The sequence below is a fragment of the Bradyrhizobium sp. cf659 genome (genome assembly GCF_900113725.1).
Taxonomy (GTDB): Bacteria; Pseudomonadota; Alphaproteobacteria; order Rhizobiales; family Xanthobacteraceae; genus Bradyrhizobium.
In genome coordinates, this window is sequence record NZ_FOQJ01000003.1 from 742,628 (window position 1) to 755,740 (window position 13,113).

Sequence of the window (13,113 nt, forward strand, 5' to 3'; positions counted from 1 at the left end):
GTCGCTAACCCTTCTCGGGCTGGCGCGCGAGCCGTTCCAGGAGGCGCCGGATCTCGCGGTTCTGCTCGCCCTGGCCGTCGGCCCATTCGCGGATCATCTGCTGCTCGGTGCGCATGTGCGAGACCAGCGCCTGGATGGCCTCGGCAAGGCTCGCCATTGCCGCCGTGGTGCCGCGGCTGGCGCTGCCCTCCTCGAGCGCGGAGCGCAGCCGCTCGACGGCGGCCTGAAGCTCGCCGCTGGCAACCCCACCGCCGGCGGCCACAGTGACATCGCCCCGGCCATATTCGCGCACGGTGGTCGCGAGCCAGTCCTCGAGGTCGGTGTAGAAGCGGTTCTGGGCCTGGCTCGATTGCAGGTCGAGGAAGCCGAGGATCAGCGAGCCGGCGAGGCCGAACAGCGAGCTGGAGAACGAGATGCCCATGCCGCCGAGCGGGGCGGCGAGGCCCTCCTTCAGCGTGTCGAACAGGGCGCCGGAATCGCCGCCGACCTTGAGCCCGTCGATCACCTTGCCGACCGAGCCGACCGTCTCGATCAGGCCCCAGAAGGTGCCGAGCAGGCCGAGGAAGACGAGCAGGCCGGTCATGTAGCGGGAGATGTCCCGGGCCTCGTCCAGGCGGGTCGCGATCGAATCGAGCAGGTGCCGCATCGTGGTCTGGGTGATCGACATCCGCCCGGTGCGCTCGCCGCCCAGGATCATCGCCATCGGTGCCAGCAGCTTTGGGTGCCGGGCAGGCGCGAGGCCGGGATCGGCGATGCGGAAATTGTTGACCCAGGAGACCTCGGGGTAGAGCCGGATGACCTGGCGGAAGGCCAGCACGATGCCGATGAACAGCACCGCCCCGATCAGGGCGTTGAGGCCCGGATTGGCGAAGAAAGCCTGGATGATCTGCTTGTAGAGCACCACCCCCACCAGCGTGCACAGCACCAGGAAGACCAGCATCCGCACCAGGAAGACGCTGGGCGAGGATAGCTTGGTGTATTCGATGTCCATGGGGGAGCGGGGCGAGGCGCCAGGCGGCATGGCCGGTATCATCCGTTACGAACTTGATTGCGGTGCGCACTATGGCACAGCGCCAGCCCAAAAAAAGCGCCGGATGCGCCGATTTCGGGGAGAGCTTCCGGAACCCAAAGCCGAAGCCGCGCTTTGATAAGGACTTATTTTGCAAAACTTCGGCATTCCGCAGGTTTAGGTCGGATTTTTTGCATGGTGACGGATCTCGGGGGACTGGACGTCATCGCGCCCTTGCTTGCGGTCCTGATGGCGTTTGCCTGTATCCCACTGGTCGCAGCACCCGAACCTGCCCGTTCCTTCTTCCGCGTCCCGAACCAGACATGACCAGGGGAGTGGCCGCATGAGCGTCGTTTCCGCGATCATCGGGACTGCCGAACGCGTGCCGCTGCCCGATGTCGTGATTCGCGCCGCGATCCAGCGCCTGTGCTCGCGGACGGCGACCCGCATCTCCGCCCTGGGCGAGGACGACGAGGCCGCCTTCGCCGGGCGCATGATGCTGCGGCCGATCGCCGAGGACATCGATGCCGCCAATGCCGGGCATGACGAGGCGCCCGCGTCCTTCTTCGCGCAGGCGCTCGGCCCCAACCGCAAATACTCGTCCTGCTTCTACACGACCGACGCGACCACCTTGCGGGAGGCGGAGGAGGAGGCGCTGCGCCAGACCGTCGCGCATGCCGGTCTCGCCGACGGGCAGACCATCCTCGAGCTCGGCTGCGGCTGGGGCTCGCTGTCGCTCTGGATGGCGCGGCAGTTTCCGCATGCCAAGGTGACGGCGGTATCGAACTCGCAAGGCCAGCGGGCCTATGTCGAGGAGGAGGCGCGGCTGCGCGGGCTCTCGAACCTGCGCGTGGTCACCGCCGACATGAACGTGTTCGCGCCCGAGGGCCAGTTCGATCGCATCGTCTCGGTCGAGATGTTCGAGCACGTGATGAACTGGCGCAAGCTGATGACGCGCCTGCGGTCATGGCTCGCCCCCGAGGGGCGCCTGTTCATGCACATCGTCACCCATCGCTCCGGCTCCCATCTGTTCGACCGGGCCAATCGCGAGGACTGGATGGCGCAGCACGTCTTCACCGGCGGGCTGATGGCGAGCCATCACCTCGTCAGGCAGTTCGACGACATCTTCACGGTCGAGAAGGAATGGTGCTGGAGCGGCACGCATTATCAGCGCACCGCCAATGACTGGCTCGTCAATTTCGATGCACATCGCGATGCGATCGAGGCGGCCCTGCGCAAGGTCCATGGCGACGAGACCGCCTTGTGGATGCGGCGCTGGCGCTGGTTCTTCCTCGCGACATCGGGCCTGTTCGGCTACGCCGGCGGAACGGAATGGGGCGTCAGCCACTACCGGATGAAGGTGGCGGGGTAGGGGGTCTCATAGTCCCGCGTGCCCAGCTCATGCATGAGGTCCGCTGTGCCCCCGATAGCGGCGCGATGGCAGACCTCACCCGAGGTCCGAATTGGGCCAATTCCGGACATTCCTAAGGGGCCGCAGTGTCCTCGTGCGACGCCACCTGTTTCCCGGATGCGTCAGGTGACGTAGAATGTCACTGCCCTTGAAGCGGGACGTGCCGAAATCACCGTCCGGGCAAACGAGCAGCACGGGTGCTATCGGCAGGCACACTCCTCTTAATCTTAGAGACCGTTCTTTTTTCGGTTTCGCACCACCGTTCACCACGAACTTTGCGCGCTGCGTTTGCGGCGGCTCGTTCGGGTAATGTCGGGAGGAAAGCATGAGCAAGGTCAATCGAAGGTCCGCACTGGGAATCGGGTTGGCTGCAGTTTCGGCTGCTATGGTCAAGCCAGCCGCCGCTCAAGCCGCAAGCTACAAGGATACGACGCCTTGGCCAGGTGTCGTGGTGCGTGAATATGAAGGCGAAACACCATCCCTGATCCCAGGTTTTAAGACCGTCTCAATGCGCGATATCATTATGCAGCCGGGGTCGAAGACCATGGGCCCCCCGATGATGAATGCCATGGTCTGCCATATCACCGAAGGGGAGCTTCGGCTTGAGCAGGAGGGAAAGACCTTTGCGGGCAAGAAGAATTTTGTCTGGACCTGCAACAAGGAAACAAAAGAACAGGCGTACAACGACGGGAATGTGGTCGCGATTATGCGGATCACCGACCTGAAGGCTTAAGGCTCGTTTCTTCGCAAGAGATCTATTGTGGGAGCGGATGGCGCATGCGACGACGCGCCATCCGCGTGCAGGACCGCTTCGGGTCACGAGCGGTGATGCTATGATTGATCGCAAAACTTCCGCTTGGCGGTCAGTAGCTGAATATCGTTTGCGCCCTCGTGAACGCACGTCCCCGGCTCGTAACGTTTGCTTGCGATCTTCTGTCGCAGCACGCCGCGATGGAACTCGACTCACAATCCGGTGAGAGCCAGAAAGCGCCCTGAACTCAGGAGGATAGGTCGTGTGACATTGGGCCGCCTATACCATGCGTTGCGTCGCAGCACGGCCACTCTATTTTGAAGGCGTCAGCCGCGTGGAATGGCCCAGAACGGGCCCGCGCGGCGCGTGATCGGTTTCAACAACATCGGGGCACCCCACTTCATGTCAGGACTTCGTGCGCGATCGGCATGCGTTGCAATGATGCTCGCGGCCTTAGCGCCGCTGCTGTCGGGTTGCGACGAATCCAGCTCCGCGGTGTCCGCCGCCCCGCCGGCCGACCCTGACGTCAGCATCGTCATCGTCAAACCGCAGCCGCGTGCCGTGGTGCGCGAACTGCCCGGCCGCATCGCGCCGACGCGCGTTTCCGATGTGCGGCCGCGCGTCTCCGGCATCGTGGTCGAACGCCTGTTCCGCCAGGGCAGCGAAGTGAAGGCCGGCGATGCGCTCTATCGTATCGATTCGCGTCCGTTCGAGGTCGAGGTGATGGCCAACGAGGCGGCGCTGGCCAAGGCCGAGGCTGCGTTGATGCAGGCGAGGCAGCAGGCGCACCGCGTCGCCACTCTCACCAAGGATCGCGCAGCGCCGGAAGCCGAGAACGAGAAGGCGATCGCGGCCGAACGCCAGGCCCATGCCGAGGTCGAAGGCCGCAAGGCCGACCTCGCGCGCGCCAAGCTCAATCTCGACTATGCCACCGTGCGCGCGCCGATCGACGGCGTGGTCGGTGCCGCGCTCGTCAGCGAAGGTGCGCTCGCGGTGCAGAACGAGACCAATCTCGCCACCATCCAGCAGCTCGATCCGATCTATGCCGATTTCACCCAGTCGGTGAACGAGCTCAACCAGCTCCGCCGTGCCTTCGAGAGCGGCGACCTCGAGCGCATCGCGGCCGATGCCGCCAAGGTGCGCCTCGTGCTCGACGACAACACGCTCTATTCGCTCGACGGCAAGCTGTTGTTCTCCGATGCCAAGGTCGACGCCCACACCGGCCAGGTGACCTTGCGCGGCGAGTTCCGCAATCCCAAGCGCGAGCTCCTCCCGGGCATGTATGTGCGCGTCCGCATCGACCAGGGCCTCGATTCCGACGCGATCGCGGTGCCGCAGCAGGCGATCCAGCGTAACGGCGGCGGCGGCAGCGAGGTGTTCGTCGTCAAGGACGACAACCACGTTGCGGTGCAGCCGGTGCGCACCGGCTCGGTGCAGGACGGCATCTGGTTCGTCACCGACGGCCTCAAGGCCGGCGACAAGGTCGTGGTCGAGGGTTTCCAGAAGTTCGCGGCCGGCGACAAGGTCAAGCCGCAATCCTGGTCGGAGGCGGACGCGACCGCGGACAACCGGCACGCCCAGAAGCTCACGCGGTAACGTGCCATGGCGAGTTTCTTCATCGACAGGCCGATCTTCGCCTGGGTGGTCGCGCTGTTCATCTGCCTGATCGGTGCGATCTCGGTGCCGTTGCTGCCGATCGCGCAATATCCGATCATCGCGCCGCCCTCGATCTCGATCTCGACCAGCTATCCCGGCGCCTCGCCGGAAAACCTCTACAACAGCGTCACGCGCCTGATCGAGGAGGAGCTCAACGGCGCCTCCGGTATCCTCAATTTCGAATCGACCAGCGACTCGCTCGGCCAGGTCGAGATCATCGCGAATTTCGTGCCGGGCACCGATACCAGCGCGGCGTCCGTCGAGGTGCAGAACCGCATCAAGCGCGTCGAAGCGCGTCTGCCGCGCGCGGTGATCCAGCAGGGCATTCTGATCGAGGAAGCCTCGAGCGCGGTGCTCCAGATCATCACGCTGAACTCGACCGACGGCAGCCTCGACGAGGTCGGCCTCGGCGACTTCATGATCCGCAACGTGCTCGGCGAGATCCGCCGCATCCCCGGCGTCGGCCGCGCCACGCTCTATTCGACCGAGCGCAGCTTGCGCGTCTGGGTCGATCCAGCCAAGCTCGTCGGCTATGGACTGACCGCCGACGACGTCAACAAGGCGATATCAGCGCAGAATGCGCAGGTCGCCTCGGGCAGCATCGGGGCCGAGCCGTCGACGTCGACCCAGCGCACCTCGGCGCTGGTGCTGGTCAAGGGCCAGCTCTCCTCGCCCGACGAATTCGGCGCCATCATCCTGCGCGCCAATGCCGACGGTTCGACCGTGCGCCTGCGCGACGTCGCGCGCATCGAGGTCGGCGGCCTCAGCTACCAGTTCAACACCCGCCTCGACGGCAAGCCGACCGCCGGCCTGTCCGTACTGATGTCGCCGACCGGCAATGCGCTGGCGACCGCGAGCGCGGTCGAAGCGAAGATGAAGGAGCTGTCGCGCTTCTTCCCGGCCAACATCTCCTACGAGATCCCCTACAACATCACGCCCGTGGTCGAGGCCTCGATCAAGAAGGTGCTGTCGACGCTGGTCGAAGCCGTGGTGCTGGTGTTCGTGGTGATGTTCCTGTTCCTCCAGAACATCCGCTACACCATCATTCCGACCATCGTGGTGCCGGTGGCGCTTCTGGGCGCCTGCACCACGCTGCTGCTCGCCGGCTATTCCATCAACATGCTCTCGATGTTCGGCATGGTGCTCGCGGTCGGCATCCTCGTCGACGACGCCATCGTCGTGGTCGAGAACGTCGAGCGCATCATGAGCGAGGAGGGGCTGCCGCCGAAGGAAGCGACGCGCAAGGCGATGTCGCAGATATCAGGCGCCATCATCGGCATCACCCTGGTGCTGATGGCGGTGTTCGTGCCGATGGCGTTCTTCCCGGGCTCGGTCGGCATCATCTACCGCCAGTTCTCGGTGACCATGGTGGCCGCGATCGGCTTCTCCGCCTTCCTCGCGCTGTCGCTGACGCCGGCGCTGTGCGCCACGCTGTTGAAGCCCGTTGCCAAGGGGCACGGCCATTCCAGCAATGTGGTGTTCAGCCGGTTCAATCATCTGCTCGAGGCCTGTCGGTTTCACTACGGGCGCACCGTCGGCTTCTCGCTGAAGCGCACCGGCCGCCTGATGCTGGTCTATGTCGCGCTGCTCGTCGGCCTGTCCTGGGCCTTCGTCAATCTGCCCGGCGGCTTCCTGCCCGTCGACGACCAGGGCTTCGTCACCACCGACGTGCAGACGCCGTCGGACTCGTCCTACCCCCGCACCGAAGCCGTGATCGAGAAGGTCGAGAAATATCTGGCGCAGCGGCCGGGCGTCGACAACGTCACCTTCCTCACCGGCTTCAGCTTCTCCGGCCAGGGCATGAACACCGCGCAGGCCTTCATCACCTTGAAGGACTGGTCGGAGCGCGGGCCGAAGGATTCGGCCGCCGCGATCGTCGCCGACATCAACCGCGATCTGTCGTCGTCGATCCGCGACGCGAAGATCTCCGCGCTGCAGCCGCCGCCGATCGACAATCTCGGCAACTCCTCGGGCTTCTCGTTCCGTCTCCAGGATCGCGGCCAGAAGGGCTATCCGGCCCTGATGCGCGCCGCCGACCAGCTGATCGCGGAGGCCAATGCCAGCGCGGTGCTTCAGAAGGTCTATGTCGAAGGCCTGCCCGAGGCCGGCGTGGTCAATCTGGTGATCGACCGCGAGAAGGCCGGCGCCTTCGGCGTCACTTTCGAGGACATCAACAACACGATCTCGACCAATCTCGGCTCGAACTACATCAACGACTTCCCGAACCGCGGTCGCATGCAGCGCGTCGTGGTGCAGGCCGACGCCCGCGACCGCATGCGCACCGAGGACATCCTCAACTACAACGTCAAGAACAGCCGCGGCCAACTCGTGCCGTTCTCCTCCTTCACCACGGTGGAGTGGGCGCGCGGCCCGACGCAGATCGCCGGCTTCAACTATTATCCGGCGGTGCGCATCTCCGGCGAAGCCAAGCCCGGCTTCACCTCGGGCGACGCCATCGCCGAGATGGAGCGCCTCGCGGGCAAATTGCCACGCGGCTTCGGCTATGAATGGACCGGCCAGTCGCTCCAGGAAAAGCTGTCGGGCTCGCAGGCGCCGTTCCTGCTGGCGCTGTCGGTATTCGTGGTGTTCCTGTGCCTCGCCGCGCTCTACGAGAGCTGGACCATTCCGCTCGCGGTGCTGCTCACCGTGCCGCTCGGCATCGTCGGCGCCGTGATCGCGGCGATGCTGCGGGGGCTGCCCAACGACGTCTATTTCACCGTCGGCCTGATCACCATCATCGGCCTCGCCGCGAAGGACGCGATCCTGATCATCGAGTTCGCGAAGGACCTGCGCAAGGAAGGCAAGCCGCTGGTGGACGCCACCATCGAAGCCTGCCGCCTGCGCTTCCGCCCGATCCTGATGACCGGCCTTGCCTTCATCTGCGGCGTGCTGCCGATGGCCATCGCCCACGGCGCCGGCGGCGCCAGCCAGCAGGCGCTCGGCAGCATCGTGATGGGCGGCATGATCGCGGTCGTGATCCTGGCGCTGCTGATGGTGCCGGTGTTCTTCGTCTCGGTGCAGCGCGTGCTGGCGGGCGATCGGGAGAAGGTGGCGAACGAAGGCGAGGCCTACGGGCCGCCGGCGCCGGTGAAGCCATAGGGCACGCTGTCATGTCCGCGAAGGCGGGCATCCAGTACGCCGCGGCCTCTCCGTATCCAGCGAACGTCTCTGGAATACTGGATCATCCGCTTTCGCGGATGATGACAGCGGAGTGCGAGGCGAGGCCTTGGCCTTCGCTTATTTCCGCAAGATCTTCACCAATTCCCCGTGCACGAATTCATTCCCGCACACGACGTGCCCGGTCACCAGCGGATCGCCCGGCGTCGCGATGTCGCTCACCGTTCCGCCTGCCTCGCGCACCATGATCATGCCGGCGGCGATGTCCCAGGACTGGAGATCGCGCTCCCAGTAGCCGTCGAGGCGGCCGGCGGCGACGAAGGCGAGGTCGAGGGAGGCGGCGCCGAAGCGGCGCAGGCCCGCGACGCGGTCCTGGATCGCGGTCATCTCGCGGCGGAATTCCTCGTGGTCGCCGCGGCCGATATGGGGCAGGCCGCAGGCCACCACGCATTCGTTGAGCTGGCGGCGGCCGGCCACGCGCAGGCGCTGGTCGTTCAGGAAGGCGCCCTTGCCGCGCTCGGCGATGTAGAGCTCGTCATTGGCGGGGTTGTAGATCACGCCGGCGATCACCGTGCCCTCGCGTACGAGGCCGATCGAAATGGCGAATTGCGGGATGCCGTGCAGGAAGTTGGTGGTGCCGTCGAGGGGATCGACGATCCAGGTGTGGCTCTTGTCGGTGCCCTCGCGGGTGCCGCCCTCTTCGCCGATGAAGCCGTAGCCGGGCCGGGCCTTGGCGAGGTCCTGGTAGAGGATCTCCTCGGCGCGCTTGTCGGCGAGCGAGACGAAATTGGCCGGCCCCTTCAGCGAGACCTGGAGATGCTCGATCTCGCCGAGATCGCGCTTGAGGCTGCGGCCGGCGCGGCGCGCGGCCTTGACCATGACGTTGATAGTTGCGGAATACAGCATGAGCTTCCGGTCTTGATCGGGGGAAATGGCGCGAAATCGCGCCTGTTTGGGGGGATTGGGTGCCCTGTGAGGGGCCTAACGTCAAGTCATTGCGTCAAGTCATTTGGTCCCGAGCCATTTCCTGGCGGCGGCCTCCGCCTTGGCCCGGTCCTCGGCCGACAGATCGGACAATTGCTTGTCGAGCTCCGGATCGCCCTTGCCGGCGGTCTTGGCCACCAGGTGCCATTTGAACCCCTCGACCTTGTCCACGGACGTGCCCATGCCGTTGATCAGCACCCAGGCCAGGCGGTTCTGCGCGATCGCGCTGCCCTGGCGGGACGCCTTGCGCAGCAACGCGACAGCCGCCGGTTGGTTCTTCGGCGTGCCGGTGCCGTTGAACAGCGCGATGGCATATTCGACCTCGGCATCGACATTGTCGGTCAGCGTGGCCGCCTGGAGCAGCCGCACCGCCCTTTCGGGGTCCTTCGGCACGCCGGTGCCTTCCTTGTAGAAGGTCGCCAGCGCGTATTGGGCCTCGGGCAGGCCGGCATCGGCGGCCTGGCGCAGCAGCTCGGCGGAACGCTTGACGTCCTGCGGCAGGGTTTGGCCGTCGAGATAGAGCAAAGCGAGGTTATAGGCCGCCTTGGGCTCGCCGAGCTTGGCGGCGGAGGCCATCAGCTTCACCGCCTCGCCCTTGTCGACCGGGCCGCCGCGGCCGGAGATGCGCAGCATGGCGAGCGCAAACATCGCCTCGCGGTCGCCGGCGTCGGACGCTCGCTTGTACCATTCGAGCGCCTTGGCGTAATCGCGCCTGATGCCCATGGCGTTGGAGTAGAGCTCGCCCAGCATGGTCATGGCCTTGGGATCGCCTGCTTGTGCGCGGGCGGTGGCGAGCTCGAACGCCGTCTTGTACTGGCCGCGCTGGTAGGCGCCGTACACCAGGTCGACATTGGAATTGTCGGTCGGAGGCGCCGGGATCACGGTCGCGGGCAGCGCCGGCTTGGGCGAGGCAGACGGCTTCGGCGCCGGGGCGGCCTCCTTTTTCTTGGCGGGCGCGGGCGGCTTGGCTTTCTGCTTTTCGGCGGGCGGGCTCGGCGTTGCGGCCGGCGGCGTGATCTGGAGCTGCGCGGCCGCGGGCGCTGTGAGCAGCAGCGTGGCCAGGATGGTGATGCGCGGGAGCTTCATGTCGGGCGCTAGCCGTGCTCGCCCGCAGGATTTTGGCTTGCGGGCGCAGTCGCATGGGCCTTCTTGATCGCAGCGTCGGCCTCGACCAGCGCGGCCTTCGGCCCGCGCGGATCGGCCCAGATGAACTCGCCGACCAGCACGAAATCGGCGCCGCTGGCGGCGAAGTCGTAGGCCTCTTCCAGCGAGGTCGCAAAGCCGACGCAGGGCGGTTCGAACAGCTCGGCCCACCAGTCCAGCCGCTCCGCAATCGCCTGGGACGACGGCCGCTGGCCCTTTGCATCGGGCTCGCCGAACAGCACATAGTCCGCGCCCATCTCGCCCGCATCCATGGAATGGTGCCGCGTCGTCAGCCCGCCGACACCGGCGATGCGATCGGGCTTGAGCGATGGCAGGGCCTCTTTCAGCGCGGCGATGCCGGGCAGGTGCGCGCCGTCGGCACCGCCGCGCGCGACCAGTTCGGCATGACCGTCGATCAGCAGCGCGGCGCCGGCCTTCTGGACCGGCGGCGCGAGTGCCTTGATGTGCGAGGTCATGGTGCGCTGATCGGTCTCCTTCAGCCGCACCAGCACGGCCGCGACGTCGGCCGAGGCGAGCAGGCCCGGCAGTTCGGCAATAAGCGAAGCCGGGTCATCGACAACAGGCGTCGCGAGATAAAGGCGCGGCGCCGGGCGCGGCGGAGGCGATTTGTTCGACAAGATCTAGGCCGCTTTCTTTTCCAGGCTACTCTGCCATTCGCCCTTGGAGGCGAGGCCGTTCATTCGTGCGCGATGGCTGAAGGCGCGCTGTCCGGCCGCGACGTTCTCGGCCTTGCCGGACCAGGCCTTCTGCGGCGCAGCCTGCAGCGCGCGGCCGTAGGAGAAGGTCAGGCCCCAGGGCAGCGGGCCAAGCTTGTGCATGGCGTTGAGATGCGCGGTTGCCTCTTCGTCCGACTGGCCGCCGGAGAGGAAGGCGATGCCGGGCACCGCGGCCGGCACGCAGGCCTTGAGCAGCCGTATCGTCTTCTCCGCGACGTCCTCGACGGAGGCCTGCTTCGCGCACTTCTTGCCTGAGATCGCCATGTTCGGTTTCAGCACCATGCCTTCGAGCGCGACGCGCTGCACGCGCAATTCCTGGAAGGTCTTGTCGAGCACGCGCTGGGTTACTTCATAGCAGCGGTCGATGTCGTGATCGCCGTCCATCAGCACTTCCGGCTCGACGATCGGCACGATCTGCGCGGCCTGGCACAGCGCGGCATAGCGCGCCAGCGCGTGGGCGTTGACGTCGATCGCGGTCATCGAGGGGATGCCCCGGCCGTCAGTGCCGCTGCCGATGTCGATCACCGCGCGCCATTTGGCAAAGCGCGCGCCGCGCTCGTAATATTTCTTCAGCCGTTCGGCGAGCTTGTCGAGCCCGACGGTGACAAGCTCGCCCGGGCACATCGGCAGGGCTTGCGTGCCTTCGTCGACCTTGATGCCGGGGATGGCGCCGCTGCTCTCGATCAGCTTCACCAGCGGCGTGCCGTCCTTCGCATCCTGCCAGATCGTCTCGTCATAGAGGATCACGCCGGAGATGTACTGGCTCATGGCTTCCCTGGATCGGAACAGCATCTCGCGGTAGTCGCGGCGGTTTGATTCCGTCGATTCCACGCCGATCGCGTCGAAGCGCTTCTTGATGGTGCCGGAGGATTCGTCGGCGGCAAGAATGCCCTTGCCCGGCGCGACCATGGCGGTCGCGATCCTGTTGAGCTCAGTCAGATTCATCGAGAGGTCCTCCCAAAACGATTCTGCCCTTGCCCGTGAAAATAGACCGTTCTCGGGCAATTGCCGAGTTAACGTTCGTCGCAGGGTAAAGGGGGGGCTCTGTCATTCCGGGATGCGCCGAACGGCGCAGGCCCGGAATCCATAACCCCAGGCTGTGGTTATGGATTCCGGGCCCACGCTTTGTGTGTCCCGGAATGACGGGAGGGTGTGTCCGGAGGCCTTACGCCACCGCGCGATCGCTACGCGACGCGGCGATCGCTATGCGACGCGGGGGTTGAGCTCGCCCTTGGCGTAGCGCTTGGCCATCTCGGCGGTGGTCAGGACCTTCTTGATCTTGGAGGCCTGGCCGGCGGTGTTGAACTCCTGGAGCCGCTGCTTGCACAGCTTGGTCATCGCCTCCATCGCGGGCTTCAGGTACTTGCGCGGGTCGAACTCTTCCGGATTGTCCTTGAGCACCTTCCGGATCTGGCCGGTCATCGCCATGCGGTTGTCGGTGTCGATGTTGATCTTGCGCACGCCGTTCTTGATGCCGCGCTGGATCTCGGCGACCGGCACGCCCCAGGTCGGCTTCATCTTGCCGCCATAGGTGTTGATGATGTCCTGGAGATCCTGCGGCACCGAGGACGAGCCGTGCATGACGAGATGCGTGTTCGGCAGCTTGCGGTGGATCTCCTCGATCACGTTCATGGCGAGGATGTCGCCGTCCGGCTTGCGGGTAAATTTGTAAGCGCCGTGAGAAGTCCCCATCGCGATCGCGAGCGCGTCGACCCTGGTCTCCTGGACGAACTTCACGGCCTCGTCCGGATTGGTCAGGAGCTGGTCGTGGCTCAGCTTGCCTTCGGCGCCGTGGCCGTCTTCCTTGTCGCCCATGCCGGTCTCGAGCGAGCCGAGCACGCCAAGCTCGCCCTCGACGGAGATGCCGCCGAGATGGGCCATGTCGGTCACGGTCTTGGTGACGCCGACATTGTAGCCCCAGTCGCCGGGGGTCTTGCCGTCGGCCTTGAGCGAGCCGTCCATCATCACCGAGGTGAAGCCGGCCTGGATCGCGGTCATGCAGGTCGCCGGCTCGTTGCCGTGGTCGAGATGCACGCAGACCGGGATGTGCGGATAGATCTCGGTCACCGCGTCCATCATGTGCTTGAGCATGACGTCGTTGGCGTAGGAGCGCGCACCGCGCGAGGCCTGGATGATGACGGGCGCATCGACCTGGTTGGCGGCGTCCATGATCGCCAGCGCCTGCTCCATATTGTTGATGTTGAAGGCCGGTACGCCGTAATCGTTCTCAGCCGCATGGTCGAGCAATTGACGTAACGTGATCCGAGCCATGTGTCTTCTTCTCCGAGTTTGGGCCTTCAGGGCC

At 65.6% G+C, this 13,113-nt stretch carries 10 protein-coding genes; 4 read left to right on the top strand and 6 right to left on the bottom strand.

The genetic code is table 11. The features are described 5' to 3' along the window. Nucleotides 1-4: 4 nt before the first annotated feature. Nucleotides 5-1,021: a flagellar motor protein MotA gene (locus tag BM118_RS17560; RefSeq protein WP_177234401.1), complete on the bottom strand. Its 1,017-nt coding sequence runs from the start codon at nt 1,019-1,021 to the stop codon at nt 5-7. Nucleotides 1,022-1,352: 331 nt separating this feature from the next. Here BM118_RS17560 and BM118_RS17565 point away from each other — a divergent pair, with 331 nt between their 5' ends. From BM118_RS17565 to BM118_RS17585, 4 genes are all read left to right on the top strand, one after another. Continuing rightward, complete coding sequence (locus tag BM118_RS17565) at nt 1,353-2,381, top strand: SAM-dependent methyltransferase (protein WP_092186758.1); 1,029 nt, start codon at nt 1,353-1,355, stop codon at nt 2,379-2,381. 364 nt (nt 2,382-2,745) lie between these two features. Then, nucleotides 2,746-3,153, top strand: coding sequence for a hypothetical protein (locus BM118_RS17570; RefSeq protein WP_092186759.1), 408 nt, complete (start codon nt 2,746-2,748; stop codon nt 3,151-3,153). 420 nt (nt 3,154-3,573) lie between these two features. Continuing rightward, on the top strand, nt 3,574-4,767 hold the full coding sequence (locus tag BM118_RS17580) for an efflux RND transporter periplasmic adaptor subunit (protein ID WP_092187044.1): 1,194 nt from the start codon (nt 3,574-3,576) through the stop codon (nt 4,765-4,767). Nucleotides 4,768-4,773: 6 nt separating this feature from the next. Further along, on the top strand, nt 4,774-7,926 hold the full coding sequence (locus BM118_RS17585) for a multidrug efflux RND transporter permease subunit (protein WP_092186760.1): 3,153 nt from the start codon (nt 4,774-4,776) through the stop codon (nt 7,924-7,926). Nucleotides 7,927-8,064: 138 nt separating this feature from the next. On the opposite strand, the gene BM118_RS17590 is transcribed toward BM118_RS17585, so the two are convergent. The 5 genes from BM118_RS17590 to fba form a co-directional block, all read right to left on the bottom strand. After that, nucleotides 8,065-8,850, bottom strand: coding sequence for an inositol monophosphatase family protein (locus BM118_RS17590; protein ID WP_092186761.1), 786 nt, complete (start codon nt 8,848-8,850; stop codon nt 8,065-8,067). A gap of 99 nt (nt 8,851-8,949) precedes the next feature. Next, complete coding sequence (locus BM118_RS17595) at nt 8,950-10,014, bottom strand: tetratricopeptide repeat protein (protein ID WP_092186762.1); 1,065 nt, start codon at nt 10,012-10,014, stop codon at nt 8,950-8,952. Between the two features lie 8 nt (nt 10,015-10,022). Beyond that, nucleotides 10,023-10,709: a thiamine phosphate synthase gene (locus tag BM118_RS17600; protein ID WP_092186763.1), complete on the bottom strand. Its 687-nt coding sequence runs from the start codon at nt 10,707-10,709 to the stop codon at nt 10,023-10,025. Nucleotides 10,710-10,712: 3 nt separating this feature from the next. Further along, nucleotides 10,713-11,753, bottom strand: a complete 1,041-nt coding sequence (locus BM118_RS17605; RefSeq protein WP_092186764.1) for a class I fructose-bisphosphate aldolase — start codon at nt 11,751-11,753, stop codon at nt 10,713-10,715. A 258-nt stretch (nt 11,754-12,011) separates the two neighbouring features. Continuing rightward, nucleotides 12,012-13,079, bottom strand: coding sequence for a class II fructose-bisphosphate aldolase (gene fba, locus BM118_RS17610; RefSeq protein ID WP_092186765.1), 1,068 nt, complete (start codon nt 13,077-13,079; stop codon nt 12,012-12,014). Nucleotides 13,080-13,113 lie beyond the last annotated feature (34 nt).